Here is a 26,488-nt window from a genome sequence, read left to right on the forward strand (position 1 = left end):
ATCTCATGCTGTCGCACCTGTCGATCCGCGATATCGTCCTGATCGAGAGGCTCGATCTGGAATTTCGCAGCGGCCTCACCGTGCTGACCGGCGAAACGGGCGCGGGCAAATCCATTCTGCTCGATTCGCTCTCGCTGGCGCTGGGCGCACGCGGAGATGCCTCGCTGGTGCGCCATGGCGCGGACCAGGGGCAGGTGATCGCCGCCTTTGACGTTCCCGCCAATCATCCGGCCCGCGCTTTTCTGCGCGACAATGAAATCGACGATGATGGCGACATCATCCTGCGCCGCGTGCAGACGTCGGATGGGCGCAGCCGCGTCTTCATCAACGATCAGGCGGCGAGCGTGTCGCTCTTGCGGGAGTTGGGGCGACGGCTGGTGGAGATTCACGGCCAGCACGACGACCGGGCACTGATCGACACGGATCTGCACCGCAACCTGCTCGATGCGTTTGGCGGCCTGGAGGCGGATGTGGCGCTGGTGCGCAGCCACTACAAGGTCTGGCGCGATACCGAGCAGGCGCTGTCCCGCCACCGGGCCAAGGTGGAGGCGGCGGCGCGCGAGTCGGATTATCTGCGCGCCTCGGTGGAGGAGCTTTCCAAGCTCGATCCGCAGCCGCAGGAGGAAGAATCGCTCGCCGAAAAGCGCGCGACGATGATGAAGTCCGAAAAGATTGCCTCCGATGTGAACGAGGCGGCGGAGCTTCTGTCCGGTTCGGCCTCGCCGATTCCGTCGCTTGCGAGCCTTGTGCGGCGGCTGGAGCGGAAGATGGGCGAAGCGCCGCAATTGCTGGAGCCAGTTATCAAGGCCATCGACCAGGCGCTAGACAATCTCAGCGACGCGCAAAGCGGCATCGAGGCAGCGATGCGGGCCATCGATTTCGACCCGCGTGTGCTGGAGCAGGTGGAGGAGCGGTTGTTCGCTCTGCGAGCGGCGGCGCGCAAATTCTCCGTGCCGGTGGACGGCCTTGCCGCCCTGCGCGACCGGATGGACGCGGATCTCCTCGATCTAGACGCCGGAACCGAGCGGCTGGCGGCGCTGGAGAAAGAGGCCGTCGCTGCGCGCGCGGCCTATGACGAAGTTGCTGCTGCGCTCAGTGAAAAGCGGCGCGAGACGGCGGCGCATCTGAAATCCGCGGTCATGGCCGAACTGCCTGCCTTGAAGCTGGAGCGCGCGGAATTCATCGTTGAGATGACGAGCGATCCGGAAACGCGCGGGGCCGACGGCATCGACACGGTGGAATATTGGGTGCGGACCAACCCCGGCACCCGTGCCGGCCCGATGATGAAGGTCGCCTCGGGCGGCGAGCTCTCGCGCTTTCTGCTGGCGCTGAAAGTGGCGCTGGCGGACCGCGGCTCCGCGCCGACGCTGGTGTTCGACGAGATCGACACGGGTGTCGGCGGCGCGGTCGCCGATGCCATCGGCCAGCGGCTCGCGCGGCTGTCGAGCAATGTGCAGGTGCTTTCGGTCACCCACGCCCCGCAAGTGGCGGCCCGCGCGACCACCCATATGCTGATTTCCAAGGGCCCGGCGGGGGAGGGGTCCGATATGATCGTCACCCGCGTGACGCATATGGAACATGACGCGCGCAAGGAAGAAATCGCCCGGATGCTGGCTGGTGCGTCCATCACCGAGGAAGCGCGGGCGGCGGCGGCAAGGCTGCTGAGCGGGGCTGGGTAAGGGCGCCTTGCCCACGTCGCCGTCATCGAGGCGGCTCGTGCTTGGCGCTCTGCCTGTCAGCATCCTCCTCTGCCTACCTTTGCCATTCCCCCGTTTTTCAATAAAACGATTCCTGACGACCGGAGTCTCCATGCATGCCCACGAACCAAAAGCCCGTCAGCGAATTGAGCGAAGCCGAAGCGGTGGAGGAACTAGCGTTTCTCGCCGGGGAGCTGGCGCGGCACGATGCGCTCTATCATGGCAAGGATGCGCCGGAGATTTCGGACGCCGAATATGACGCGCTGAAGCGGCGCAATGACGGGATTGAGGCGCGGTTTCCGAAGCTCGTCCGGCCGGATAGCCCGTCGCGTAAAGTCGGGGCGGCACCGTCCGGCCAGTTCGCGCCGGTTGTCCATTCGCGCCCGATGCTTTCGCTGGACAACACATTTTCCGACGAGGACGTCCGCGATTTCGTCGGCGGGGTCTATCGCTTTCTCGGCAGGCTGCCGGACAATTCCATTGCCTTTACCGCCGAGCCGAAGATCGATGGGCTCTCCATGTCGCTGCGCTATGAGCGCGGGCGGCTCGTGAGCGCGGCGACGCGCGGCGACGGCACGACCGGCGAGAATGTGACCGCCAATATCCGCACGATCCGCGAAATCCCTGATGTGCTGCCGGCGGGCGCGCCCGATGTGGTGGAAATTCGCGGCGAGGTCTATATGGCCAAGAGCGACTTCCTGGCGCTCAATGCGCAGATGGCGGCGGAAGGCAAGCAGACCTATGTCAATCCGCGCAACACCGCGTCCGGCTCGCTGCGCCAGCTTGACCCCAAGGTGACGGCGAGCCGCAAGCTGCGCTTCTTCGCCTATGGCTGGGGCGAGATGTCGGACATGCCCGCCGATACGCAATTGGGCATGGTGGAGACGTTCGGCGCGTGGGGCTTCCCGATCAATCCGCTGATGAAGCGGCTTTCGTCGGTCGAGGATATACTAGAGCACTACCACCATATCGAGCGAGTGCGGCCGGATCTCGACTATGACATCGACGGCGTGGTCTATAAGGTAGACAGGCTTGATCTGCAGACGCGGCTCGGCTTCCGCTCGCGCTCTCCGCGCTGGGCCACGGCGCATAAATTCCCCGCCGAGCAGGCATTTACCCGACTGACAGGCATCGACATCCAAGTGGGACGCACCGGCGCGCTGACACCGGTGGCGCGGCTGGAGCCGATCACGGTGGGCGGCGTGGTCGTCACCAACGCGACGCTGCACAATGAGGATTATATCAAAGGCATTGGCAATAGCGGTCAGCCGATCCGCGAGGGCAGGGACATTCGCGTCGGCGACATGGTCATCGTGCAGCGGGCAGGCGACGTCATTCCGCAGATCGTCGACGTCGTCATGGACCAGCGCCCGGCCTCGGCGGTGCCTTATGTCTTTCCGCATACCTGCCCGGTCTGCGGCAGCCATGCGGTGCGCGAGGAGAACGAATCGGTGCGCCGCTGCACCGGCGGCCTCATCTGCCCGGCGCAAGCGGTGGAGCGCATCCGGCATTTCGTCTCGCGCAATGCCTTCGACATCGAGGGGCTTGGCGAAAAGCAGGTGGAGTTCTTCTTCCATGCCACAGACCCGGCCCTGCGTGTGCGTTCGCCCGCCGATATCTTCACGCTTCGCGAGCGGCAGAGCCGCTCGCTGACGAAGCTTGAGAATATCGAAGGGTTCGGCGCGGTTTCGGTGAAGAAACTGTTCGACGCCATCGATGAGCGGCGGGAGATTGCGCTCTCACGCTTCCTGTTCGGGCTCGGCATCAGGCATGTGGGCGAGGTGAACGCCAAACGGCTGGCGCGGGCGTACCGCTCCTATGCGGCGTTTGAAAAGGCAGCGCGCGAAGCCCGAGCGCCCGCCGACAAAGCCGACAAGGGCAACGAGGCCTGGATCGAGCTCAATGATATCGAAGGCATCGGCGCGATCGTCGCCGAGGCGGTGGTGGATTTTTACAACGAGCCGCACAATCTGGAAGTGCTCGAAGCGCTGCTCGCGCAGGTAACGCCGCTCGACGAGGAACTGCGCGTCGCCTCCAGCTCGCCGGTGGCGGGGAAGACGGTGGTGTTCACCGGCTCGCTCGAAAAAATGTCCCGCGATGAGGCCAAGGCGATGGCGGAGCGCTATGGGGCGAAGGTCTCGGGGTCGGTGTCGAAGAAGACCGATCTTGTCGTGGCAGGGCCGGGGGCGGGCTCGAAGCTTGCCAAGGCACAGGAGTTCGGCGTGGAGGTGATCGACGAGGATGCGTGGTTCGCCTTAGTGGGAGAACAGACGTGAGCGAGCGTAGATTCAAGGGTTTCGGTGACAAGGCGCTGCCTTTCCTGAAGGCGCTCGATTTTCATCAGAATCGCGAGTGGTTTCAGGAAAACAAGGGCCTGTTCGAGGCGCATCTGAAGGAGCCGCTGGGCGATCTCGTCGAGGACTTGACGGAGCGTTTTGCCGAAGCCGGATTGCCGTTCCGGGGCGACCGGGTGAAATCGCAGTTCCGCATCTATCGCGACGCCCGCTTCTCCAAGGATAAGAGCCCCTATAACCGGCATCTCTCGGCGCTGCTTTCCGCGGATGGGAGCAAGCGGACGGAGAGCGGCTGCTTTTATGTCTGCATCGGTCTGCCGGGCGTGCGTGATTGCTATGCAGGCGTTGCCTGGTGGGAGCAGCGGCCGGAACTGCTGCTCGCCATGCGCAAGGCAATCGTGGAAAAGCCGGAGGAATACCGCGCGATGGTCAGGGCGCTGAAGCAGGGCGGCCTGGAACTGCGCGACACCGACCGGCTGAAGCGCCTGCCGCGCGGTTTCGAGCATATAGAAGAGCCGGACCTCGCAGAAGCCGTGCGCAACAGGCATTTCTTCGTGCGCATGGAAATCGACCCTGATAGCATCACCTCGCCGGACCTTGCGGATCGGCTGTTCGATTTCGCCCTGCGGTCGAAGCCGCTGATCGACTGGGGGAAGAGGATAGAGAAGACGGTGGCGTAAGCTGCCTGAAGTCGGGGGTTCCGGTATCGGACAGGGACAAAACGCGCATTAGATCCAGCCGAAACCTTTCGCCATCATCCCCGCCAAGCCGATGGCAACCGTGATGATGGCGCCGAAGGCCAGCCGGAAATCGGTGGACATTTGACTGCGCATGGACTTGAACTCTTCGCGGACCCATTTGAATTCTGCGTCTACCGACTTGAATTCTTCATCTACCGATTTGAATCTTTCCGCCATCTCCGCGCGGACCGCCTTGAATTCCCCCGCCATTTCTGCGCGGAAGGATTTCATCTCATCACGGAGGGATTTGATCTCGCCGGTTGTTTGTTCTCGCAATGATTGGACATCCGCGCGCGCGTCAGCGCGTATCCCGCGGATATCGGACTTGATGTCCGTTATATCCGCCTGGATATGTTCAACCGCAGCTTCCAGTTTCGCGACACGTGCTTCCATGCCTTCGAATGTGCCACCGCGATCGCCCGATTTCAATGGCGCGTCCGCTACTTTGGGTATTGCCATGAGCCCCCTCCCTCCATTGATATCGCCCCATCCTCACCATATCCGGATTCAGGCAAGCGGCAACGGTTTTCGGGTGAGTTTTCAGTTGCTTCAGAAAGCTTCAAGCCATCTGATCGCACTCTGGAATTCATTTCCGTTTATGGATGCTTTTTGGAATACAATTCCGATCTCTTACTCCATCGCGCCAAGCGCTTTCTTATAGGCGCGCGCATGCAGGGCTAATTTCAGCGCAAACTTGGAGGCGGCTTTTCCGCCATCCGTCGAGTCCGCGAAAGTAGCCACACATGTCTCACGCACCCACAAAATCCGCTCCGAAGCCGTTCTATGCGTCCTTCGGCTTTCAGGTTCTATCCGCCATGGTGATCGGGCTGGTCCTCGGCCTTATCGCGCGCAATATGGGCGCGGATGCGGCGGGCAATCCGAACTGCCTGACGGTCACGCTGCAGACCATCGGCTCCATCTTCGTGCAGCTTCTGCGCGCGCTGGTGCCGCCGCTGGTGTTCACGGCTATCGTCGCCTCCATCGCCAATCTGGCGACCCTGCAGAATGCCGCCAAGCTGGTTTGGCAGACGCTGCTCTGGTTCGCCATCACTTCCTTCATCGCCGTCATCATCGGCATCGCGCTCGGCCTTTTCATCCAGCCGGGCATCGGCTCGGGCGTGGCGCAAACGGCGGCCAAGGCGCCGTCCTATACCGGCTCCTGGCTCGATTTTCTCAAGGGCCTCGTGCCCGCCAACATGCTCGGGCTCGAAGCCAGCACCAAGGTGACCGAAGGCAGCGCCAGCACATCGCTGAATTTCAACGTGCTGCAGCTACTCGTCGTTTCCATCGCCTTCGGCATCGCTGCGCTGAAGGCTGGTGAAGCGGCGAAGCCTTTCCTTGCCTTCAACCAGTCGCTGCTGGTGATCGTTCGCAAGATCCTGTGGTGGGTCATCCGGCTGACGCCCATCGGCACCATCGGCCTTTTGGGCCGCGCCGTGGCACAATATGGCTGGGAAACGCTGGCGCAGCTCAGCTGGTATGCCGCCGCCGTCTATATCGGCCTCGCGCTCGTGCTCTTCATCGTCTACCCGGCGCTGCTCGTTGCCCATGGCCTGAAGCCGTCGCGCTTCTTCGCAGGCGCGTGGCCGGCGATCCAGCTTGCCTTCGTGTCGCGTTCCTCGGTCGGCACGCTGCCGGTCACCGAGACCATCACCGAAAAGAGCTTGGGGGTGCCGCGCGAATATGCCGCCTTTGCCGTGCCTCTGGGCGCGACCACCAAGATGGACGGCTGCGCCGCGATTTATCCGGCCATCTCGGCGATCTTCATCGCACAGTTTTTCGGCGTGCCGCTCGGCATCCAGGAATATGTGCTGATAGTCTTCGTCTCGGTGCTTGGTTCCGCCGCGACGGCGGGCCTGACCGGCGCGACCGTGATGCTCACGCTGACGCTCTCCACGCTCGGTCTGCCGCTCGAAGGCGTCGGCCTCCTGCTCGCCATCGATCCAATCCTCGATATGGGCCGCACGGCGGTCAACGTCGCCGGACAGGCGCTGGTGCCGACCATCGTTTCCAAGCGCGAGGGCATTCTGGATGAGGCGGTTTATAATGCCGGCAAGGACATCGAGGATGCCGACCCGCTGCACGCGGGGGCGCAGATCGCTTGAAACAAAAAGGCCGGGAGCGATCCCGGCCTTTCTTTATTGGGGCTTACCCTTCTCCCACGTCACCTGGCTGTTGAAGAGCGGGATCGTGGAGATCGATGTCTTGGCCGAGCCGTCCTGTACTTGCGCGGCGTGGACGAGATAGACCATCGTATCGTTCGTCTTGTCGTAGATGCGGGTGATGACCAGTTCCTTCCAGATCAGGCTGGTGCGGGTGGAGAAGACGCGCTCGCCACTTTCGTCGAGGTCGATGTCGCCTACGGTGATCGGCCCGGTCTGCTGGCAGGAGATGGAGGCGTTGGAGGGGTTTTCGAACCAATTGCCCTTCTGCAGCCGGTCGATGATGCTGCGGTCGAACGAGGCGAGATAGCAGGTGATGCCCTTTACTTTCGGGTCCTGCACGGCATCGATGATGATGTCGTTGCCGAACCAGTCGACGCCGACCTTGCCGATTTCCTCGGCCCCGGCCTGACCCATCATGGCGCCGGCCAAAAGTGCCGTCGCGGCGAGAACCTGCTTCATGGAAACCTCCAGTTTATCTCGAAAGAGAATTGGGACGCGCTCATGCAGAATACAAGAGAAGCGTTTATGACCACTTGTCTAGAAAGGCGGCGATGTCGAGTTTCTGCATGTCGGGCACGGCCTCGTAGAGCTTCTCCACGGGCCAGTCCCACCAGCAGAGCGCGAGAAGCTTTGCCGCTATGGCCTCATCGAAGCGCGGGCGGATGAGGCGGGCGGGGCTTCCGGCGACGATGGTGTAAGCGGCTACGTCGCGCGTCACCACGGCGTTGGCGCCCACCACCGCGCCGTGGCCGATGGAGACACCGGGCATGATTACCGCGCCATGGCCGATCCACACATCATGACCTATCGTCACGCGCCGCGCCTGGCGACGGGCGCGGAATTCACCGTCGAGGCCGAGATAGCGGAAATACTCGTTGGGCCGGTAGCTCAGCTTGTGGGTGGTCAGGCGCTCCATCGGATGTTCAAGCGCGTTGATGCGCACATTGGCGGCAATCGAGCAGAACCGGCCGATATCGGCATAAATCCCTTCGCCATTGCGCTCGAAATAGCTGAAATCGCCCACCGTCACGTCCCGCAGGATAACGCGCTCGCCTATATCAGCATAGCGCCCCAGCTTCACGCCTTTCAGCTGCGCCGTCGGGTGGATGCGCGGCTCGTCATTCTGGAAGCGCAGATCGCTTTCTTCATTCATTCGATAAACCCATTAAACCACGGGGTTTAGGCGGTTTTTTGCCGCATGATCTCGTCTGAAAAGTCTGCAACTTTTCAGGATCATGCTCTATAATGGACGAATGAAGACAGCGCACGATCATAGTTCATCGAAATTCGCCCTCGCGGCCGTCATGGCGCTGCTTGTCGCGGTTGCGACCGGTCTTGCCTTCGCCGGCTGGCTCAACCATGGCGAGGGCATTTTTCAGGCGATGATACAGAGCGGCCTGTCCTGGTGCTTGTGAATCCGATGCGCAGAATTTTCCCTGTAATCGTTATCGCCCTCATCGCCGTGCTTTCGGGCGCGCTCGCCTTCAATATGTGGCGGGACCGCTCGAAGCCGGAGGATGCGCCGTTCGGCGGCAAGTTCGAGCTCACCGCCACCGATGGCAAGCCGATCACGGAGGCGGCGTTCCGCTCGCATCCTTCCGCCATCTTCTTCGGCTTTACCCATTGCCCCGATGTCTGCCCGACCACGCTTTTCGAGCTCGATGGCTGGCTGAAAAAGCTGGGGCCGGAGGGGCAGAACATCCGCGCTTACTTTGTCACTGTCGATCCCGAGCGGGACGATGTGGCGACGCTCAAGACCTATATCGGCAATGTCTCGCAGCGCATTACCGGCATTACCGGCGCGCCCGACAAGGTGGCCTCGATGCTTAAGGCATACCACGTCTATGCCCGCAAGGTGCCGGGCGAGGATGGTGATTACACCATGGATCACACCGCCTCGATTTTCCTGCTCGACAGCAAGGGCCGCTTCCGTGGGACGATTGCCTATGGTGAAAATCCGGATACAGCGATTGAAAAGCTGAGAAAATTGGCGGCGGAATAGAAAAGCGTTTATTCGTCGCTTACGATTCCAACTTCCGAAAGCCGTCCATGCCTCAAACACGCCTGTTCCTCACCGCCGGAAAAGAAGAAGCCGAGCGTATCTATGCCCTGATCGAACAGGAGTTCGAGGAGGATGGCCTACCCATCGCCATCGTCGAAGTAGATGAAGACCGGCAGATTTTCGAGGTCTCGCTTTATGTCGAAACGGATGCGGACCCCGCCGAAGCACGGATCGCTGACAGAATCGGCTCGGATGCGTTCGGCCTGCAAATCCAGCGCGAGGTGCTGCCTGACATCGACTGGGTGGTGTATTCGCTCGAAGGGCTGAAGCCGGTGCGCGCCGGGCGCTTCTTCGTTCATGGATCGCATGACCGCGACAAGATCGGCCCCGATGATATTGCCATCGAAATCGATGCCGCGCAGGCCTTCGGCACCGGCCATCATGGCACCACATCGGGTTGCCTTGAGATGATCGATGAGATTATCCGCCGTGAGAACCCGCAGAGTGCGCTCGATCTTGGCACGGGAAGCGCGGTGCTCGCCATCGCCATCGCCAAGCTCGCGCCAATCCCGGTACTTGCGACCGATATCGATCCGGTCGCCATCGAGATTGCCGACGAAAATCTCGTCAAGAACGGCGTCGCCACATATGTGAAGACTGCAACGGCCACCGGATTCGACCATCCGGCAATGCGCAGTGCTGCCCCTTTCGACCTGATCGTTGCCAATATTCTGGCTTTGCCCCTGATAGAGCTGGCGCCCGCCATGAAGCAGCATATGGCTCCCGGCGGTTCACTGGTGCTCTCAGGCATTCTCGACAGCCAGCATGATAAGGTGATTGCTGCCTATCAGGCGCAGGGCTTTTCCCACCAGCAAACCTTGTATCGTGAGGGCTGGGTGACGATACATTTGAAGTAGCGCGTAGGCCGCTTCCCAATCTCCCTCTATGTACCAAAGGACCACCATCCCATGTTCCAGTCCTTCGACGTCATCAGCAATCCGGCAAATGCGGCTCCGCGCGTGGCGAAGCTCCGGGCAGAGATGGAAAAGCTCGGGCTCGACGGCTTTCTGGTCCCCCGCGCGGACGAGCATCAGGGCGAATATGTGCCGCCGCGGGCGCAGCGCCTTGCCTGGCTCACCGGCTTCACGGGCTCGGCGGGCGTGGCGCTGATCCTGAAGAGTGAGGCTTTCATCTTCGTAGACGGGCGCTACACGCTGCAGGTGCGCGAGCAGACCGATTTGAACGTCTTCCAGATCGAAAGCCTCATCGAGACGCCGCCTTCCGTCTGGCTGGCGGAGTATGGCAAGGGCCTCGCAATCGGCTTCGATCCCTGGCTCCATACCATAGCGGATGCCGAGGCGCTGCGCGACGCGCTTGCGAAGGTCGGCGGGCGGCTGGTGCCGGTCACCGACAATCTGGTCGATCTCGTCTGGACCGACCAGCCTGCCGCGCCGCTCGAGCCCGTCACCATCCAGCCCATCGCCTTTGCGGGAGAAGAGGCGAGCAGCAAGCTCGAGGAATTGTCGCGGGCGGTTGCAGGAAGCGGTGCGCAGGCGACGGTACTGACCGATCCGTCCTCCATCGCCTGGGCGTTCAACATCCGCGGCAAGGATGTGAGCAACACGCCGCTGCCGCTCTCCTTCGCCATTATTCCGGCGGAAGACGAGCCGTCGCTGTTCATCGACAAGCGCAAGCTGCCGATCGAGACGGAAGCCTATCTGACGCAACTTGCAAAGCTGCGCTCGCCAGGGTCGCTAGAGGATTATCTGAAATCATTGGCGGAAAAGGGCGACGCAATCCTGCTCGACCCGGTGCTTGCGGCGGAAAAGCTGCGCATGGTCGTCGAAGACGCGGGCGGCAAGGTGATCGAGGGCAAGGACCCGGCCCGCCTGCCGCGGGCGCTCAAGAACGAGGCGGAGCTTTATGGCGCGCGCCGGGCGCATGAGCGCGACGGCGTGGCCATGGCCTCCTTCCTCTCCTGGCTCGACGAGCAGACGCCGGGTACGGTCGATGAGATCACCGCCGCGACCAAGCTGGAGGAAACCCGGCGCAGCGTGGCCGAGAGCTTCCAGATGCCGCTGGAGGATATTTCCTTCGACACTATCTCCGGCGCCGGACCGAATGGCGCGATCATCCATTACCGCGCCAATACCAGCACCAACCGCGTGCTGCAGGCAGGCGAGCTTTATCTGGTCGATTCCGGCGCGCAATATCGCGACGGCACCACCGACATCACCCGCACCGTGCCCATCGGCACGGTATCGGACGAACTAAAGCGCGCCTTCACCCTCGTGCTGAAGGGGATGATCGCCATTTCCACCGCGCGGTTCCCCAAGGGCACGCGCGGCATGGATATCGACGTGCTCGCCCGCATCGCGCTGTGGAAGCACGGGCTCGACTATGCCCATGGCACGGGCCACGGGGTCGGCTCCTATCTTGCTGTGCATGAAGGGCCGCAGAGCATTTCAAAGCGCGGCGCACAGGAGCTGATGCCCGGCATGATCCTTTCCAACGAGCCCGGCTATTACAAGCCCGGCAGCTTCGGCATCCGCATCGAGAACCTCATCGTGGTGACCGAACCGGAGAAGATCGAGGGCGGCGATATTCCCATGATGGGCTTCGAGACGCTTACCTTCTGCCCCATCGACATCAGGCTGATCGATACCAGCCTGCTAACGCGGGAAGAACTGGTCTGGCTCGATGCTTACCATGCCAAGGTACGCGAAAAGCTGCTGCCGCATGTGGAAGGCAAGACGCGCGAATGGCTGATCGCCGCGACGGAGGGGTTGGGATAGCGGGGTATTTATCTATCAAGGGAGGGGGAAATGAATGCGATTTACAATGAGCAGATCAAGCTGGCGGCGAACAATCTGGACCGGCTTTCAACGGCTTTTGTCGCTGTCGGTGTTCTCGGAAACAGCTTTGACTTCCGCCGGGAACGGGCCTGTTGAGCTCGGTTCTCGGCGTGGCAGCTTGGCTTTTTTTTCGCTGGAGCGTTACATATAGGTGCAAGACATCTTCTGGGGAGACTGAAACCATGACTGGTCCAGAGTTTATTTGGTATGTTTTCCCATGGATCGGAGGGGTCGTTGTCCTCGCCTAGGTTTGGTATGACAAGCACTACGGCAAACACTCCGATCCGACTAAACGGGGAAAAAATACCGCAGCAGAATGATGCATGCCGCGCCGAGGCAGAACATCGGCACCAGGCTAAGCCTCGTGGAAATTAAGCCGGCAAAAAGCAGGGTGACGAATTCCTTCCAGCCATTGGTGAAGGCGGCGGGGGCGACGAGGGTGGTCAGAACGGCCGCCGGAACGGCGTTCAACCCCGCCTCGACGCGATAGTGAATCCGCTCGAAACGCGAGAGGATCAGATGTCCGCCAACGCGGGTCAGGAATGTCATGACCGCGCCAACCAGAATAATCCATGAAATGGTGGACATGCTCAGTTCCCCACTTTCTCAGGCGAACGCAACACCGCCTCACTCTTTTCTCGGATCTGCTCGTGCTTTTCAGGCTTCGCAAGAATGGCCGCCACGATGATGCCGGCGATGGCCCCCAGGCTGACATGCCAAGGCGAACCGACGGTCTTGTAGGCAAGGACAGAGGCCGCGCCGCTAGCGATTACCACCGGAAGCCAGTGCTGGCGGGTGCGGAAGCTCATGACGAGGCCGAGGAAATAAACCGGCAGGATCACATCCAGTCCCAGCGCGTGGGGATCGGTGATGAGATTGCCGAACATGCTGCCGATATAGGCTTCCACGATCCACATCAGATAGACGGGCAGGGCGAGGCCCATATACCAGGCGAAGGTGACGGGCCGCCCCGCTTCGGCGCGCTTCTCCGTCTCGGCATATTGCGGATCGACCAGCACGAAAAAGGCAGCGGCTTTCTGCCAGAAAGTGAAGTGCCGGATGCGCCGACCCACCGCTGCCGAATAGAGCACATGGCGGAAATTGACCGCGAAGATCGACAGCACGATCATCCATGGCGCGATTTTCTGGCCGAAGAGTTCCAGCCCCACCATCTGGCTCGCCCCGGCATAGAGCGCGGTGCTCATCAGCACCGCCTCGGGCATGGTGAAGCCATTGTCGATGGCCACCGCGCCAAAGAGCAGGCCGAACGGCGCAATCGCGGCAACGAGCGGAAGCGCCAGGCGAACCCCTTCCCAGAATTCAGCGCGCGGGCTGCGCGCCACGCTTTCAGCGCCCAACATCTGGTCCATGATCGCTCCTTGAGATGAGACGCCGGGGAAGAGCCACGAAACGGCGTGCGCCGGCTGGATGCGTTTGATCTAAATCAGGCCGGAGGGCAATGTCACATCAGAACTGTTGATGGATACGTCAAAATTATTGGATGGTTGGACCAAGTGGTGGAGGGATGTTTCGAGAGGCCTCATTGACGGTAATGAAACCTAGCATTACATTATAGATACAGATTGTGGAGGCTGGTTATGGCTGCACTCACGGTTACGGCAAAGGGGCAGGTCACGTTCAAGCGGGATCTGTTGCGTCATCTTGGCATAGAGCCGGGCGAGCGGATCGAAGTCGAAGCGCTGCCCGGTGGTGAATTGCGGGTGCGCGCGGCTCGCCCGACGGGCAAGATAGAGGATGTTTTTGGCTTTCTCGCAGACAAACGTAAATCGAAAAGGCCCATGACGATCGATGAAATGAATGAAATTATCGCTGCCGGCTGGGCGGGCGAATTCAGCGACAAATGAGGCTGTCGGTTGACACCAATGTACTTGTGCGTGTCGTGCTGGAGGATGACTTCGTGCAGTCACGTACGGCCGAAAAGCTGCTCAGCGAAGCGACGTTGATTGCCATTTCCTTGCCGTGTCTGTGCGAATTGGTCTGGATACTTCGGCATGGGGAGAAGTTGCCGAGAGAAGATGTGGCGGCAGCCATACGCTTATTTCTAAACGCCGGAAACGTGGTGACAAATCAACCGGCCGTCGAAGCTGGACTTGCAGTTCTGGACGCAGGCGGTGACTTTGCCGATGGCGTGATGGCCTATGAAGGCAAGCGGCTGGGCGGAGAAACCTTCGTGTCCTTCGACAAGAAGGCCGTGAAGATTTTGGTCCAACAGGGTGAAGCCGCCCAATTCCTAGGCTGAAGTTTCACACTCTCTGCACAAAACTGTCCAGCACCCGCTTCTGCCCCGCGCGGTCGAAGTCGATGGTCAGCTTGTTGCCGTCGATCGAGGCGACGTTGCCGTTGCCGAATTTGGTGTGGAACACGCGGTCGCCCGGCTTGAAGGAGGAGGGGGTGTCGGAGACGGATTTGGCCACCAGTTCGCCGTCGATCATCCGGCCCTTGACCGAGCCGCGACCGGCGCCGAAGCCGGAATCGGCCTCGCCATAGCCGATGCGCTCGACATTGGCGCCCGAGCGCGAGCCCCAATTGTTGCGCGTCGCTTCCGAGCGGTTCGCCTGCGCGCGCTGCCAGCCGGGGGTGGAATAGCTATTCTGGAACGGGTCGGCGCGGTCGAAGCGCGACTGGCCGTAGCCGCCATAGGAATTGCCTGACTCGGCCACCTCGACATGCGCCTCGGGCAGTTCTTCGAGGAAGCGCGAGGGGATGGTCGATTGCCAGAGGCCATGGATACGGCGATTGGAGACGAACCAGATGTGCAGATTCTTCTTGGCGCGCGTCAAGCCGACATAGGCGAGGCGGCGCTCTTCCTCCAGCCCGGAGCGTCCGCCCTCGTCCAGCGAGCGCTGGTGGGGGAACAGGCCTTCCTCCCAGCCGGGCAGGAACACGGTTTCGAATTCCAGCCCCTTGGCGGAGTGCAGCGTCATGATGTTGACGGCGTCGAGCTCCTCGTTCTGCTCGGCGTCCATCACTAGCGCGACATGTTCGAGGAAACCGCGCAGGCTCTCATACTCCTCCATGGAGCGGATGAGTTCTTTCAGGTTTTCGAGCCGTCCCGGCGCTTCCGCCGAGCGGTCGTTTTGCCACATCGCCGTATAGCCGCTCTCATCGAGGATTGTCTCGGCGAGTTCGGTATGAGGCGTCGAGTCGAGCAGCGAATGCCAGCGGTTGAAATTATCCACCACCTCTTTCAGCGTCGACCGGGGTTTCGGCTTCAGTTCCTCCGTCGCGACCAGATCGGCGGCGGCGGCGAGCATCGGGATGTTCCGCGCCCGGGCATAATCATGCACCTGACGGATGGTGGCCTCGCCCAGACCGCGCTTCGGCGTGTTGATGATGCGCTCGAAGGCAAGGTCGTCGGCTGCTTGCGCGACCACGCGGAAATAGGCCATGGCGTCGCGGATTTCGAGCCGCTCATAGAAGCGCGGGCCGCCGACGACGCGGTAGTTCAAGCCCAGCGTGACGAAACGGTCCTCGAACTCGCGCATCTGGAACGAGGCGCGGACGAGGATCGCCATGTCGTTGAGCTTGTGCCCCTTGCGCTGGGCCTGCTCGATCTCCTCGCCGACGGCGCGGGCTTCTTCTTCCGAGTCCCAGGCGGCGTGGACATGCACACGGTCATCATCCGGATTCGGCGCTTCGGTGAAAAGCGTCTTGCCGAGCCGGCCTTCATTATGCGCGATCAGATGCGAGGCGGCGCCAAGGATATGGGCGGTGGAGCGGTAATTGCGCTCGAGGCGCACCACGGCGGCGCCCGGAAAATCCTTCTCGAAGCGGAGGATGTTGTCCACCTCGGCCCCGCGCCAGCCATAGATGGACTGGTCGTCGTCGCCGACACAGCAAACATTGATGGAATTGCCGGAAGGCCGCTGCGCCAGCAGCCGCAGCCACATATATTGCGCGGTGTTGGTGTCCTGATATTCATCGACCAGGATGTATTTGAACCGGGCGTGATATTCCTTCAGCACATCCGGATGATTGCGGAAGATGCGGATGGGGTGGCAGAGGAGGTCGCCGAAATCGCAGGCGTTGAGCGTCGTCAGCCGGTCCTGATAGGCCTGATAAAGCTGCCGTCCGCGGCCATTGCCGAAGGCGCGGGCGTCGCCTTCCGGGATTTCGGAGGGGCCGAGGCCCTTGTTCTTCCAGCCGTCGATCATGTTGGCGAAGGTGCGCGCGGGCCAGCGCTTGTCGTCGAGCCCTTCGGCCTGAATCAACTGCTTGATGAGGCGGATGACGTCGTCGGTATCGAGGATGGTGAAATCGGATTTCAGCCCGGCGAGTTCCGCATGGCGGCGCAGGAGCTTGACGCCGATGGAGTGGAAGGTGCCGAGCCAGGGCATGCCCTCGACCGCGCCGCCGACCAAAACGCCGATGCGCTCCTTCATCTCCCGCGCCGCCTTGTTGGTGAAGGTGACGGCGAGGATCTGGCTTGGATAGGCGAGCCCCTGCGACAGGATATGGGCGATGCGGGTGGTGAGCACACGCGTCTTGCCCGTTCCCGCGCCTGCCAGCACCAGAAGCGGCCCTTCGGTCGTCTCGACGGCGAGGCGCTGCTCGGGGTTGAGCCCCTTGAGATAGTCGGGAGCGCCGCGCGCCTGCATCGCCCTCGCGGCAATACCGCCGGGCGCAACGGAACCGCCAGCCTGTGCGGGCCGCGCGGCGGGGTCCTCAAAGAACGGCATGTCGTCGGGAAAGTCTGACATTTGTTCCTGATGTAGTGATTCGGAGACGAATTAGAAGGGAGCAGGGGAATAGGGGAGTAAGTGAGTAGGGGAATAAGCAAAAAATATTCCCTTATTCCCCCACTCCCTTACTCCCTTCCAGTTCCGTCACCCGCCGGTCCGTAAAATTCAGCCGATGCGCGGCCAACGCCTCGACCAGCGGGCGCAGGTCCGGCTCGCGGGCGAGCAGGGCGTCGAGTTCGGTCATCTGGTTCATGGCGATCAGGCGCAGGATATCGTCGCGCACCGTTCCGTCGGCTCGGCGCGGCAGGTGGGCCACCGGCTGGATCAGCTCGACCTTCAGGCCCTTGAGCGCGGCGCGCAGGCTGCGTTCATCGGCTTCCGCCGTCTCGACAAAGGCGTAGAGTCCGACACCCTTGGCAGGCAGGGAATAGACGGTCAGCGCCACGTCGCGCACGCGCGGGTCGGCTTTCAAGGCGGCTGTTATGGCCGGGCCTTCCCGGTCGATGCGGTCGCCGGTGCCTTCGCCATCCGACCAGCGGAACAGGCCGCGCGTGATGAAATTATAGACCTTCTTGCCGGTCGCGAGCCAGATGCGGGAGGGCAGCGAGCGGCGGGCGAGGATGCGCTTTTCCGTCGCCGTCATCAGATGCGGGGCGAAAGCGCGCTTCTGCTTGATCAGATGGCGGAAATCCTCATAGGCCATCAGGCGGTAGAGCGGACCGCGATAGCGATGCACGGAGGCGAGCTGGAAATCGATGATCGCCGCTTCGCCTTCCGGGGTCATCAGCCAGTTCTGCGGCTTGGCGAGATCGTTATGGGTCAAGCCCAGACGGCGAAAATCGCGCAGGATGCGGTGGGCGCTGCGATACCATTTCGGGTCCGCCGGGCGGGCGAGATGCAGCGGCGCGCCTTCCGACCAGGAACGGTAGAGTCCATGGCGGTCGGCGCCGATAAGCTGCGGCACGCCCTTGAGGCCGCGCACGGTCTTCAGGGCGCGTATCTCGCGCTTCGCCAAAATCCAGGCGAGCGGGCGCGACCAGCGCGGCGAGGCGCTGACCAGACGGCGGATTATCCGCTTCTCCGGATCGCCCGCGAAATAGCCGGCGCGGGTCTCCGAAAACACGTCACGCTTGAAGACGGCGGTCGCGATGAACTCCGGCAATTCCGGATTATCAGGCAGGCGACCCTTATATGTTCCATTCTGCATGGAGGCTCACTAGCCGCTACGGGCTTATCAATCAAGCGGGGCGCTGATATTGGAGTGAAGCAACGGTGTATAGGAGAGCGGCATGAGCCATCGCGAAGATATTGAAAAAATCCTCGTTCAGGAGCGCACACTGGTGTTCGACGCCTTCGATGAGGCGACGGCGTTCGAATTGGGAGACCGTATCAGGGATATCGCCGTGCGCGAAAGCTTGGGCGTTGCCATCGAGATCGGGCTCTGGGACAGGCGGCTGTTCTATGCGGTGACATCAGGGGCGACGGCAGACAATCAGGAATGGGTGCGCCGCAAGCATAATGTGGTGCGGCGTTTCCATGCCAGCACCTATCGGCTGGTGCTGGAGCAGGACCGCGCCGACCGCATGTTCCCGCCGCACCGCGCGCTCGACGTGGCGGATTACGCGCTGGCTGGCGGCGGTTTCCCGATCCGGGTGAAGGGCGCGGGCGTTATCGGAGCGGTGATCGTGTCGGGCCTGCCGCAGCGGGAGGATCATAATCTGGTGGTGCGGGCGCTGGCGGATATGCTGGGGGCGAATGCGGACGAACTCGCTCTTCCCGGGCTTTAAGGTCGATAATTCAAGGAACCAGACATGTCTCTCAAGGACGCCGTCGCGCTTGAACGCAATGAAGAGGGGATTGCCGCTGCCGTCGCTATTCTGAAACAGCGTTTCGGCGAACAGGCGCAGACGGGGCAGGCGATTCGCGCGCAGCATGGCCACACCACGACCTATGTCCCAACCCAGGCGCCGGATGTCGTGGTGTTTGCCGAAAGCACCGGAGAGGTGCAGGAGGTGGTGCGCATCTGCGCCGAGCATCGCGTGCCTATCGTTCCCTTCGGCACCGGATCGTCGCTGGAGGGGCAGGTGAATGCGCCGGCGGGCGGCGTTTCGCTCGACCTGTCGCGGATGAACCGCATCGTCAGCGTCAATGCCGACGATCTCGACTGCATGGTCGAGCCCGGCGTCACTAGGCGCGAGCTCAACGAATATTTGCGGGATACCGGCCTGTTCTTCCCCATCGATCCTGGCGCGAATGCCAGTCTCGGCGGCATGGCTTCCACCCGCGCCTCGGGCACCAATGCCGTGCGCTACGGCACCATGCGCGAGAATGTGCTGGCGCTGAAGGCTGTGATGCCGGATGGGCGGCTGATCACGACCGCCAAGCGCGTCAAAAAGACCTCCGCCGGTTATGATTTGACGCGGCTTCTCATCGGCTCCGAGGGGACGCTTGGCATCATCACCGAACTGACGCTGAAGCTTTACGGCATCCCGCAGGCGATTTCCGGCGGCTTATGCCCGTTTCCGAGTGTCGAGGCGGCGTGCCGCACTGTCATCGAGACGATCCAGATGGGCATTCCCGTGGCGCGCATTGAGCTCGTCAACACGCTGCAGATGCAGGCGCTGATCGCCTATGCCAAGCTGCCTTACTTGGCCCAGCCCTATCTCTTCGTCGAGTTCCATGGCAGCGAGACGGGCGTCAAGGAACAGGCGGAACTCTTCGGCGAAATCGCGGCGGAGAATGGCGGCGGGCCGTTTCAGTGGACGGCCAATGCGGAAGAGCGCGACCGGCTGTGGCGGGCGCGGCATGACGCCTATTTCTCCGTGCTGTCGCTGCGCCCCGGCGCGAAGGCGGTGGCGACGGATGTCTGCGTGCCGATCTCGCGCCTTGCCGATTGCATTGGCGAAACCGAAGCCGACCTTGCCGAAACGGGGCTCATCGCGCCCATCGTAGGCCATGTCGGCGACGGCAATTTTCACCTGCAATTGTTGCTCGATACCAGCGACGCCGCGGAAATCGAAAAGGCGGAGGCTTTCATGGATCGCCTCGCGCTGCGCGCCATCGGCATGGAAGGCACCTGCACGGGCGAGCATGGCATCGGTCAGGGCAAGATGAAGTATCTAGAACTGGAACTGGGCGAGGCGGTGGACTTCATGCGTTCCATCAAACGCGCCGTCGACCCGGATAATATCATGAATCCAGGCAAGATCTTACGGGTGTGAGTTGAGACATTGATTCAAGGGACAGTTAACAACGCCGGGAATGGGAAATTGATTAAAGCTTGATGGTCGATGTCGATGGAGTGGTCATCATCCAGCCAGAGGGAAGAGAACATTGGGCTGATAACCTCGAACGGGATCTAGGTGTGCCGGTGGCTGACCTGAGGCGAGAATTCTTCCAACCATATTGGGAGGAAATCATTGTCGGGCGCACGTCCATGGCGGAATGTCTCGCCGCCGCTCTTATAAAGATTGCCCCTGAGGTACATTGCGAGGATCTGATTTCATACTGGTTCGAAAAAGATTCGCATTTGGACCCCGTACTGTTGAATGACATAGCGGCCTGCCGTGACAGCGGGCTTCGGGTTTATCTGGCGACGAACCAGGAACACATGCGGGCGGCATATTTGATAAAAGGCCTCGGACTCGCTAGATATGTCGACGGGATGTTTTACTCCGCCGCCTTGGGGTGCCGGAAGCCTCAACACAGATTCTACCGGGCAGTGGAGACTCGCACGAACTTGAAGCCGAGTGAAATCCTCCTCATTGACGATACGCTGGGGAATATCGAAGCGGCGAGGGAAGCTGGGTGGATGGCGGTTCATTGGACGAATAAGACGAGCCTTCCGGCAATTCTAGCGCGCTTTACCGCGTGACCACCGGCTCTTCCGACGGGAATTGCACCAAACGGCGTGCATAATGCGGTAATTTTCCCCTAACGAACGCGATTTGCCTTGTTGTCGCCGGATGGGTGCCGTTATGTTGCGCGCTGTCACGCGGATGTGATGAGCAGGATTCTCCGGAGCCAGAGGTTTGGGGCGCGTTTTTGTCATTCTAGGCGGTTTGCTGGTGCTTGTCCTGACGGCGGCGCTGGTGGTGCCGCCTTTTATCGACTGGACGGGCTATAGAACCGATTTCGAGCGGGAGGCGAGCCGCATTCTGGGGCGCCCGGTAACAGTGGCGGGCAGCGCCAATGCGCGGCTCTTACCGTTCCCCTCCGTCACCTTCTCCGATGTGCGTGTCGGCGAAAAGGACGGCCGGCCGGCGATGACCGTCGAGCGCTTCTCGATGGATGCCGAGCTGATGCCCTTTCTGCGCGGGCAGATCCTCATCTTCGACATGCGCGTTGAAAAGCCGCGCGCGCTGATTACGCTCGACAAGACCGGAAAGGTCGATTGGGCGATCCGGCCTGAGGCCCCGTTTGAGGCGGCGACGGTCAAGCTGGAAAATCTCCGTATCACCGACGGCACGGTGATTTTGCGCGACGAGGCGAACAATCGCGAGCACCGGATTACCGGCCTCAACGCCACCATGTCCGCCGCGAGTCTTGCCGGGCCGTGGCGCTTCGACGGGCGGCTTGCCTTCGACGGGCACAAGGCCGGGCTGGAAGTCTCGACCGGGGAGGCCAAGCCGGACGGAACCTTGCGCGTCAGCGCCCGCATCCACCCCGAGACAATGCCCGCCACCTTCGAAACCGATGGCAATATGACCCTGGCGCAAGGCGCGCCTTCCTATAAGGGCACCTTCGCGATCAAGTCCGCAGATATTGCCGAGAAGAAGACCGCCCTTCGACAGGCTCAGGGTGGGGAGGGAGCGCAGGGGCAGGCTGGGGCTGTAAGAAACGCTGAGGATGACGCCGAGCGGCCGTTCTTTGCCGGTGTGCGCATTACTGGGGACTTCTCCGCCGATCATTCAAAGATCGAGATGCCGGAGTTCCGTATGGAGCAGGGTCCGGCTGATGACCCTTATGTGGTCAATGGCAAGGCGCTGTTCGATTATGGCAGCGATCCGCGCTTCCTCATCAACGCAAACGGCCAGCAGGTGCTGCTGGATGGGGCAGGGCAGGCGGGCAGCGAGGCGGTGGCGGCGGTGCCGCTATCGCAGCGCATGGCCGCTTTCCGCAGATTTATGGACAGCGCGCCGATCCCGGATATTCCCGGCAGCATCGATCTGAAGCTTCCGGCGATCATCGCGGGCGACACCACCATCCGCGACGTGACCGTCGAAGCGGAGCCGGGCGGCAATGGCTGGAATATCAAACAGCTAAAGGCCGATCTTCCGGGCCGCACCGAGATCGAGGCCAAGGGCAAGCTCGTGGTGGGGCAGAATTTCGGCTTCGAAGGAGATCTGCTGCTGGCCTCGCGCCAGCCTTCGGGTTTTGCCGCCTGGCTGACGCCTCATGTGGACGAGGCGATCCGGCGCCTTCCGGGGGCAGGCTTCTCGGCGCGGGTCAGCCTGCATGAGCGCGAGCAGCGTGCGGACAATCTGGAACTGGCGCTGGGCGGGGCTTCGCTCAAAGGCTCCTTCGTGCGGCTGTCGCCGTCGAGCGCCTTGCCGTCGATGCAGCTCTCGCTGGAAGGCGGCGCGCTCGATGGAGACGCGCTGGCGGCCTTGGCTGGGCTGTTTGCGAGCGACAGCGGCATGGCGCCTTTGTTCGATCAGGATATCGATGTGAAGCTCAAGGCCGGCCCGGTGGCGCAGGGGGGGCTTCAAGCAGCTTCCATCGACACGGCGTTCCGGCTGCGCCATGGCCGCTTCGACATCGACCGGCTGATCCTCAACGACCTCTCCGGCGCGACGCTGACGGCAACTGGCGCGTTCGACCCGTTCAAGCCGGAGCCCGGCGCATCGGTGGACGCGACCATCCTTTCCGATGATCTCGCGCCGCTCATTGCCAAGCTCGCGCAACGCTTCCCGCATGTGCCGCTGTTCACCGCGCTTGCGAAGCGCGCGGCGGCTTATCCCGGCCTTTTCACCGATAGCGAATTGACTCTGGTCGGCAATGCGGTGCGGTCGCCCGTTCGCCAGGGGCAGGGGAAGACGGCTGAGGCCGGGAAAGAGCAAGCTCAGGGCGAGGATGGCAGCGAGTTTTCGTTCAGCGCCCATGGCAAGACCGGCGGCATGGATTTGAGCGTCTCCGGCATGACGCGCGGCAATCCCTGGGGCGATATCCCGCTGGAGCTTTCGCTGACGGGGGACGCCAAGGCGAAGGAGGGCGAGGCGCTGATGGCGCTCATCGGCCTGCCGGCGCTGCCATTGGGGCTTGCGGGAGAACTGGAAGGCAATATTTCGCTGCAAGGCGTGCCGTCCGAGGGCATGAAATCGCAGCTGACGCTGAAAGCGCCGGATGGAGCGGCCACTATCGACGGCGTGTTCACGTTACGCCCCGGCGACCTGACAGGCAGCGGCAAGGCGGTGGTGAAGGCTGGCGATCTTGAGCCCTTTATGGCGGCGGCGGGCTATGCGCTGCCGGGCTTCGGCAAGGGATTGCCTGTTGATCTCAAGACAGATTTCCAGTTCGCCAAGGATATCGTGCGCCTGCCCAATCTCACCGGCACGGTGGATGGCGATGCGGTCACGGCGAAGGTCGAAGCGAATCGCGCCGATGACGGCACGCCGCAATTGAAGGGCGAGGCGAAATTCGGGCAGCTCGATCTTGCCAATTTCGCCGCTTTCATGCTGGGGCCGCAAGCGTTCGAAACCTCGGGCCGCAGCAAAGACAATGTCTGGCCCGATGGCGCTTTTGCCAAAGCACCTGCCTTTCCGCTTCTGGCGGATATGACGGTTACGGCGGATGCGGCGGATGCCGGGGCGCTGGGCGAGATAACAGGCTTTTCCGCCAAGGTGGCGAAGACAGGTGACGGGCTCAGCCTCGAACAGCTGGCAGGCACGCTGCGGGGCGGGCGGCTCGGCGGCAATGTCACCCTGCGCAACACGGGCGCGACAGCGCTCACCTCGACGCAATTCAGCTGGGAAGGCGGAGATTTGAGCGGGCTCTATTCCTTGCCTGGGAATAAGACTCCGCTTAGCGGCAAGACGAAGCTCACCGCCTCGCTCACCGGCACGGGCAAGAGCGTCGGTGAGTTGATGGCGTCGCTCTCCGGGTCCGGCGTGCTGGCGGTGGATGGACTTGGCATCCATGGCCTCAACGGCGCTGCTCTGCAGCCGATCGTAGAGGCCGCCGACAAGACAGAGCCAAACGCGCCCGCTGCCGCCTTCGAGAAGATCGCGGCGGAGCGTTTGACTGATGGCACGTTCAGCCTGCCCAAGGCGGAACTCGCCTTCACCGTCGCGGGCGGCGTTGCCCGCGTGCCGACCTCCGTGCTCGAAACGGAGAAGGCCGCGCTTACCTCCGATTTTCGGCTCGACTTGGCAAAGATGGCGGTCAGCGCGCAGGGAAGCTTCGCGTTCAAGCCGGGGCAGGACGCGGCGGCAGGCACGGAGCCGGCTGCGCGCTTCACGCTGGAAGGACGCTATACCGACCCGGCCCTCACCTTCGACCGCCAGCCGCTCGTGCAGTTCCTGACGCAGCGCGCCCTCGAACGCGAGCAGGACCGCGTGGAGGCGATGCAGGCGGCGCTGACCGAAAAGCAGCGCCTGCGCCGCGAGGTCAGGTTGTATGAGGCGCGGGCGGAAGAGCGCCGGCGAGCGGAAGAAGCACGAAGGAAAGCCGAGGAAGAGGCGCGACGAAAGGCGGAAGCCGAGCGGCAAGCTGAAGAGGAGGCGCGTAAGGCTGCCGCCCTTCGGCAAGCCCAGGAGCAGCGGGAGCGGCAGGAGCCAGCACAAGCGCCTTTCCAGTCAGGCAGCATTCCGAAAGATCGTTCGGCCATTCCGGGGCAGTCCGTCGAGGAATTCCTGAAGACGCTGGAAAAGCAGGTGCCGTAAGCGCCGCGCGTCGCGTCCGGTATTCGCTTCGCATTCCGGCTTGTAGCAATCGAAATCAGCAAGCCGTCTCAATGAGCGACCTTCACACCGCTTTTCCGCCCGCCTTTACCCATTCCAGCGCATAGAGCCGCAGCGTCGAAGACAAATTCGCCCGTTTGTCGCGCGCATCGTCTATCTCAGCCACGAGCGCAGCCACCGATACGCCGCGCTCGCGGGCGATGGTTTCGATGATTTCGAAGAAGGCGTCTTCCAGCGAGAAGCTGGTGGCATGGCCGCGGATGCTGACCGAGCGCTTGCGAACGAGACTGCCGGATGGGGAGGGCGCGCTCATGCGCCGTTGTCGGAGGAGGGCGGTTCCAGGCGGTTGCGGTCGAGGAACACGGTTACTTCACGCGCCTTTTCCCGCTCGAACTTCTTTTCCGCGCCGGTCCGTCCATATCGGACACGGTTTTCCGCCGCGGCCTGTTCCTTCTCCTCGCGGGCCTTGCGTTTCCTGAACTGGCGCAGGTTGACAACGTCGCTCAAGGGAGGGTCCTTTTCAGCATAAGTCCCGAAGTCCGTGGCTTCAGGAATCGGCTGCGGCTATTTGTTTTTGCGGAAGGCGTCGAGCGAGACGACATCCGCCATCGGCTTCGCTTCGTCTTTCTTGGCCTCGTCATCCGCCTTGGCGGCGGCTTTTTTCGGGGTCTTCGCGGCAGGCTTTGCCTTGGGCTTCGGCTTTTCCTGCCGCTCTTCCACGCGCTCGATAGCGGCTAGCGCCACGTTGGAATCATTGTCGCCCGCCGGCTCCATGGCCGAGACGTCGAATTCCAGCTCGAAATTGACCGAGGGGTCATAGAAGCCGCGGACGGCGGAGAAGGGGATGACGAGGCGCTCCGGCACGTCGCCGAAGGAAAGCCCGACCTCGAAATGCTGGTCCGTCACCTGCAGGTCCCAGAACTGGTGCTGCAATACGATCGTCATCTGCTCGGGATATTTCTCCTTGAGCCGCGACGAGATGCGCACACCGGGCGCCTCGGTGAGGAAGGTGATAAAGAAATGGTGATTGCCCGGAAGGCCGGCCTTGGCGACTTCCGACAGCACCTTGCGGATAACGCCGCGCAGCGCTTCCTGTGCGAGAATATCGTAACGGATCAGATCCTGTACCATAAAATGCTTATCCCACGGATTCGCGGCCCGATGTCAAGTTCTCACATTTGCTGCGGAACGAAAGAGCCATAAAACGTCGCCATTATGGCGCATCGGCTTTATAAATGCGACGGGGAAATGAAAGGTTCGTTTTTAAACGGCGCTTGAAGGAGAGCTGCTCTCCGGGCGCTGCCCGAAGGCGCGCAGGAAGGTGCGCACGCCATTGCGCGCGGCTTCGTCGATTTGCTTTTCGGTCGGCCGTGTGGTGGTCAGCCCGCAAAGCTGAATATCCGCATTAACCAGCGCCAGGAACTGGCGCAGCGCCAGATCGGGATCGTCGATGTCGAGCGCGCCGCAATCATTGAGCTTTGCGAGCCGCTCCGCGGCGATGGACCAGGTTCTGGCCGGACCGTTCTCCCGCCAGACGGCGAAGAGTTCGGGATAGCGCTCGCCTTCCGCCTGGATAAGCTTGCGCAAGGCCTCGCCATCCTGATTGCACATGCATTTCTTGCCGAGCTTGTTGGCGAAGAGGATGAGATCGGCCTCGAGATTGTCAGGCTTTTCCGGAAAGGTGGAGAGGATGGCGCAGAGCGCGGCGTTCATGCGCGCCGTGATTTCCTTCACCACCGCGCCGAACAACATCTCCTTGTCACGGTAATGATTGTATATTGTCTGGCGCGAAACGCCTGCTTCCGCGGCAATCAGGTCGATGCTCGCCCCGGTAAAGCCGTCGCGGCAGAAGGCGCGCGCGGCGGCGTCGAGGATCGTGTCGCGCTTCATGCATTGGCCACTGCCCGGCCGGGTAAAGGGCATTTCCGCCTTCGTGCATGAATCGAGCGTACGAAGAGCGATGGCAGCAGGTTTGTCAGCAGGTTTCATGAGCCTCAACATAAGACGGCTTGACGGTTTAGACAATACTGTCTAATTTGACATCACTGTCCAATCACAAGGACGTCAAGCTGCATATAACCCGTCGCCTTTTTCCGCAATGGAGGGATGTGTGCGGGTGTCCTTCTTTTCT

Annotated in this window: 26 protein-coding genes; 15 read left to right on the plus strand and 11 right to left on the minus strand. The window is 61.9% G+C overall.

Annotated features, from left to right (window positions below):
* Positions 1-5: 5 nt before the first annotated feature.
* The 3 genes from recN (at position 6) to ACOWVG_RS13410 (ending at position 4,671) form a co-directional block, all read left to right on the plus strand.
* A complete protein-coding gene (recN, locus tag ACOWVG_RS13400) occupies positions 6-1,679 on the plus strand; it encodes a DNA repair protein RecN (protein WP_420962718.1) in 1,674 nt (557 codons plus the stop codon).
* A gap of 134 nt (positions 1,680-1,813) precedes the next feature.
* Positions 1,814-3,973 carry an NAD-dependent DNA ligase LigA gene (gene ligA, locus ACOWVG_RS13405; RefSeq protein ID WP_420962719.1) on the plus strand — a complete coding sequence of 720 codons (2,160 nt, stop codon included), beginning with the start codon at positions 1,814-1,816 and terminating at the stop codon, positions 3,971-3,973.
* Complete coding sequence (locus ACOWVG_RS13410) at positions 3,970-4,671, plus strand: DUF2461 domain-containing protein (protein WP_420962720.1); 702 nt, start codon at positions 3,970-3,972, stop codon at positions 4,669-4,671. The genes ligA and ACOWVG_RS13410 overlap by 4 nt, the downstream gene beginning before the upstream one ends.
* Positions 4,672-4,719: 48 nt before the next feature.
* Here the strand turns inward: ACOWVG_RS13410 and ACOWVG_RS13415 are convergent, their stop codons facing one another.
* Complete coding sequence (locus ACOWVG_RS13415) at positions 4,720-5,190, minus strand: hypothetical protein (RefSeq protein WP_420962721.1); 471 nt, start codon at positions 5,188-5,190, stop codon at positions 4,720-4,722.
* A 284-nt stretch (positions 5,191-5,474) separates the two neighbouring features.
* Between ACOWVG_RS13415 and ACOWVG_RS13420 the strand changes: the two genes are divergently transcribed.
* Entirely contained in the window at positions 5,475-6,836 is a 1,362-nt protein-coding gene (locus tag ACOWVG_RS13420) for a dicarboxylate/amino acid:cation symporter (protein WP_420962722.1), read from the plus strand.
* A gap of 33 nt (positions 6,837-6,869) precedes the next feature.
* Here the strand turns inward: ACOWVG_RS13420 and ACOWVG_RS13425 are convergent, their stop codons facing one another.
* On the minus strand, positions 6,870-7,355 hold the full coding sequence (locus tag ACOWVG_RS13425) for a CreA family protein (RefSeq protein ID WP_420962723.1): 486 nt from the start codon (positions 7,353-7,355) through the stop codon (positions 6,870-6,872).
* Positions 7,356-7,419: 64 nt separating this feature from the next.
* On the minus strand, positions 7,420-8,049 hold the full coding sequence (locus ACOWVG_RS13430) for a DapH/DapD/GlmU-related protein (protein ID WP_420962724.1): 630 nt from the start codon (positions 8,047-8,049) through the stop codon (positions 7,420-7,422).
* 100 nt (positions 8,050-8,149) lie between these two features.
* Here ACOWVG_RS13430 and ACOWVG_RS13435 point away from each other — a divergent pair, with 100 nt between their 5' ends.
* From ACOWVG_RS13435 to ACOWVG_RS13455, 5 genes are read left to right on the plus strand one after another with little or no spacing between them, the layout of a single operon-like run.
* Positions 8,150-8,311: a hypothetical protein gene (locus ACOWVG_RS13435; RefSeq protein WP_420962725.1), complete on the plus strand. Its 162-nt coding sequence runs from the start codon at positions 8,150-8,152 to the stop codon at positions 8,309-8,311.
* Between the two features lie 5 nt (positions 8,312-8,316).
* Positions 8,317-8,898: an SCO family protein gene (locus ACOWVG_RS13440; RefSeq protein ID WP_420962726.1), complete on the plus strand. Its 582-nt coding sequence runs from the start codon at positions 8,317-8,319 to the stop codon at positions 8,896-8,898.
* 47 nt (positions 8,899-8,945) lie between these two features.
* Positions 8,946-9,815, plus strand: a complete 870-nt coding sequence (locus tag ACOWVG_RS13445; RefSeq protein ID WP_420962727.1) for a 50S ribosomal protein L11 methyltransferase — start codon at positions 8,946-8,948, stop codon at positions 9,813-9,815.
* Positions 9,816-9,866: 51 nt separating this feature from the next.
* Positions 9,867-11,693 (plus strand): aminopeptidase P family protein, encoded by a 1,827-nt coding sequence (locus tag ACOWVG_RS13450; RefSeq protein WP_420962728.1) that lies wholly within the window; start codon positions 9,867-9,869, stop codon positions 11,691-11,693.
* Between the two features lie 30 nt (positions 11,694-11,723).
* On the plus strand, positions 11,724-11,849 hold the full coding sequence (locus ACOWVG_RS13455) for a hypothetical protein (RefSeq protein ID WP_420962729.1): 126 nt from the start codon (positions 11,724-11,726) through the stop codon (positions 11,847-11,849).
* Between the two features lie 192 nt (positions 11,850-12,041).
* Here the strand turns inward: ACOWVG_RS13455 and ACOWVG_RS13460 are convergent, their stop codons facing one another.
* Entirely contained in the window at positions 12,042-12,341 is a 300-nt protein-coding gene (locus ACOWVG_RS13460) for an AzlD family protein (RefSeq protein ID WP_420962730.1), read from the minus strand.
* A 2-nt stretch (positions 12,342-12,343) separates the two neighbouring features.
* Entirely contained in the window at positions 12,344-13,123 is a 780-nt protein-coding gene (locus ACOWVG_RS13465) for an AzlC family ABC transporter permease (RefSeq protein ID WP_420962731.1), read from the minus strand.
* 228 nt (positions 13,124-13,351) lie between these two features.
* On the opposite strand from ACOWVG_RS13465, the gene ACOWVG_RS13470 reads away from it, so the two are divergent.
* On the plus strand, positions 13,352-13,618 hold the full coding sequence (locus ACOWVG_RS13470; RefSeq protein WP_420962732.1) for an AbrB/MazE/SpoVT family DNA-binding domain-containing protein: 267 nt from the start codon (positions 13,352-13,354) through the stop codon (positions 13,616-13,618).
* Positions 13,615-14,013, plus strand: a complete 399-nt coding sequence (locus ACOWVG_RS13475) for a type II toxin-antitoxin system VapC family toxin (protein ID WP_420962733.1) — start codon at positions 13,615-13,617, stop codon at positions 14,011-14,013. Before ACOWVG_RS13470 ends, ACOWVG_RS13475 begins: the two co-directional genes overlap by 4 nt.
* Positions 14,014-14,017: 4 nt before the next feature.
* Here ACOWVG_RS13475 and ACOWVG_RS13480 read toward each other — a convergent pair whose 3' ends face one another.
* Positions 14,018-16,474, minus strand: a complete 2,457-nt coding sequence (locus ACOWVG_RS13480; protein WP_420962734.1) for an ATP-dependent helicase — start codon at positions 16,472-16,474, stop codon at positions 14,018-14,020.
* A 91-nt stretch (positions 16,475-16,565) separates the two neighbouring features.
* A complete protein-coding gene (locus ACOWVG_RS13485; RefSeq protein ID WP_420962735.1) occupies positions 16,566-17,663 on the minus strand; it encodes a serine/threonine protein kinase in 1,098 nt (365 codons plus the stop codon).
* A gap of 82 nt (positions 17,664-17,745) precedes the next feature.
* On the opposite strand from ACOWVG_RS13485, the gene ACOWVG_RS13490 reads away from it, so the two are divergent.
* From ACOWVG_RS13490 to ACOWVG_RS13505, 4 genes are all read left to right on the plus strand, one after another.
* The gene (locus ACOWVG_RS13490; protein ID WP_420962736.1) at positions 17,746-18,243 is read left to right on the plus strand and encodes a heme-degrading domain-containing protein; all 498 of its coding nucleotides are present in this window, start codon (positions 17,746-17,748) and stop codon (positions 18,241-18,243) included.
* A 24-nt stretch (positions 18,244-18,267) separates the two neighbouring features.
* The gene (locus ACOWVG_RS13495) at positions 18,268-19,677 is read left to right on the plus strand and encodes an FAD-binding oxidoreductase (protein ID WP_420962737.1); all 1,410 of its coding nucleotides are present in this window, start codon (positions 18,268-18,270) and stop codon (positions 19,675-19,677) included.
* Positions 19,678-19,739: 62 nt separating this feature from the next.
* Positions 19,740-20,330, plus strand: coding sequence for an HAD-IA family hydrolase (locus ACOWVG_RS13500; protein WP_420962738.1), 591 nt, complete (start codon positions 19,740-19,742; stop codon positions 20,328-20,330).
* Between the two features lie 157 nt (positions 20,331-20,487).
* Positions 20,488-24,339 carry an AsmA family protein gene (locus ACOWVG_RS13505; RefSeq protein ID WP_420962739.1) on the plus strand — a complete coding sequence of 1,284 codons (3,852 nt, stop codon included), beginning with the start codon at positions 20,488-20,490 and terminating at the stop codon, positions 24,337-24,339.
* An 82-nt stretch (positions 24,340-24,421) separates the two neighbouring features.
* Here ACOWVG_RS13505 and ACOWVG_RS13510 read toward each other — a convergent pair whose 3' ends face one another.
* From ACOWVG_RS13510 to ACOWVG_RS13525, 4 genes are all read right to left on the minus strand, one after another.
* A complete protein-coding gene (locus ACOWVG_RS13510; protein ID WP_420962740.1) occupies positions 24,422-24,670 on the minus strand; it encodes a ribbon-helix-helix domain-containing protein in 249 nt (82 codons plus the stop codon).
* Entirely contained in the window at positions 24,667-24,864 is a 198-nt protein-coding gene (locus ACOWVG_RS13515) for a DUF4169 family protein (protein ID WP_420962741.1), read from the minus strand. Before ACOWVG_RS13515 ends, ACOWVG_RS13510 begins: the two co-directional genes overlap by 4 nt.
* A gap of 57 nt (positions 24,865-24,921) precedes the next feature.
* A complete protein-coding gene (locus ACOWVG_RS13520; RefSeq protein WP_420962742.1) occupies positions 24,922-25,488 on the minus strand; it encodes an SspB family protein in 567 nt (188 codons plus the stop codon).
* A 132-nt stretch (positions 25,489-25,620) separates the two neighbouring features.
* Positions 25,621-26,382 carry a TetR/AcrR family transcriptional regulator gene (locus ACOWVG_RS13525; RefSeq protein WP_420962743.1) on the minus strand — a complete coding sequence of 254 codons (762 nt, stop codon included), beginning with the start codon at positions 26,380-26,382 and terminating at the stop codon, positions 25,621-25,623.
* Positions 26,383-26,488: the final 106 nt, after the last annotated feature.

Origin of the sequence: Brucella sp. IR073, assembly GCF_049065735.1 — a bacterium.
Taxonomy (GTDB): Bacteria; Pseudomonadota; Alphaproteobacteria; order Rhizobiales; family Rhizobiaceae; genus Paramesorhizobium.

Coding starts and splice junctions, on each gene's coding strand:
- ACOWVG_RS13440 (WP_420962726.1), top strand. CDS start 8,317: ATGCGCAGAATTTTCCCTGTAATCGTTATCGCCCTCATCGCCGTGCTT.
- ACOWVG_RS13450 (WP_420962728.1), top strand. CDS start 9,867: ATGTTCCAGTCCTTCGACGTCATCAGCAATCCGGCAAATGCGGCTCCG.
- ACOWVG_RS13425 (WP_420962723.1), bottom strand. CDS start 7,355: ATGAAGCAGGTTCTCGCCGCGACGGCACTTTTGGCCGGCGCCATGATG.
- ACOWVG_RS13480 (WP_420962734.1), bottom strand. CDS start 16,474: ATGTCAGACTTTCCCGACGACATGCCGTTCTTTGAGGACCCCGCCGCG.
- ACOWVG_RS13510 (WP_420962740.1), bottom strand. CDS start 24,670: ATGAGCGCGCCCTCCCCATCCGGCAGTCTCGTTCGCAAGCGCTCGGTC.
- ACOWVG_RS13520 (WP_420962742.1), bottom strand. CDS start 25,488: ATGGTACAGGATCTGATCCGTTACGATATTCTCGCACAGGAAGCGCTG.
- ACOWVG_RS13495 (WP_420962737.1), top strand. CDS start 18,268: ATGTCTCTCAAGGACGCCGTCGCGCTTGAACGCAATGAAGAGGGGATT.
- ACOWVG_RS13420 (WP_420962722.1), top strand. CDS start 5,475: ATGTCTCACGCACCCACAAAATCCGCTCCGAAGCCGTTCTATGCGTCC.
- ACOWVG_RS13485 (WP_420962735.1), bottom strand. CDS start 17,663: ATGCAGAATGGAACATATAAGGGTCGCCTGCCTGATAATCCGGAATTG.
- recN (WP_420962718.1), top strand. CDS start 6: ATGCTGTCGCACCTGTCGATCCGCGATATCGTCCTGATCGAGAGGCTC.
- ACOWVG_RS13415 (WP_420962721.1), bottom strand. CDS start 5,190: ATGGCAATACCCAAAGTAGCGGACGCGCCATTGAAATCGGGCGATCGC.
- ACOWVG_RS13455 (WP_420962729.1), top strand. CDS start 11,724: ATGAATGCGATTTACAATGAGCAGATCAAGCTGGCGGCGAACAATCTG.
- ACOWVG_RS13500 (WP_420962738.1), top strand. CDS start 19,740: ATGGTCGATGTCGATGGAGTGGTCATCATCCAGCCAGAGGGAAGAGAA.
- ACOWVG_RS13430 (WP_420962724.1), bottom strand. CDS start 8,049: ATGAATGAAGAAAGCGATCTGCGCTTCCAGAATGACGAGCCGCGCATC.
- ACOWVG_RS13460 (WP_420962730.1), bottom strand. CDS start 12,341: ATGTCCACCATTTCATGGATTATTCTGGTTGGCGCGGTCATGACATTC.
- ACOWVG_RS13470 (WP_420962732.1), top strand. CDS start 13,352: ATGGCTGCACTCACGGTTACGGCAAAGGGGCAGGTCACGTTCAAGCGG.
- ligA (WP_420962719.1), top strand. CDS start 1,814: ATGCCCACGAACCAAAAGCCCGTCAGCGAATTGAGCGAAGCCGAAGCG.
- ACOWVG_RS13490 (WP_420962736.1), top strand. CDS start 17,746: ATGAGCCATCGCGAAGATATTGAAAAAATCCTCGTTCAGGAGCGCACA.
- ACOWVG_RS13465 (WP_420962731.1), bottom strand. CDS start 13,123: ATGGACCAGATGTTGGGCGCTGAAAGCGTGGCGCGCAGCCCGCGCGCT.
- ACOWVG_RS13475 (WP_420962733.1), top strand. CDS start 13,615: ATGAGGCTGTCGGTTGACACCAATGTACTTGTGCGTGTCGTGCTGGAG.
- ACOWVG_RS13445 (WP_420962727.1), top strand. CDS start 8,946: ATGCCTCAAACACGCCTGTTCCTCACCGCCGGAAAAGAAGAAGCCGAG.
- ACOWVG_RS13435 (WP_420962725.1), top strand. CDS start 8,150: ATGAAGACAGCGCACGATCATAGTTCATCGAAATTCGCCCTCGCGGCC.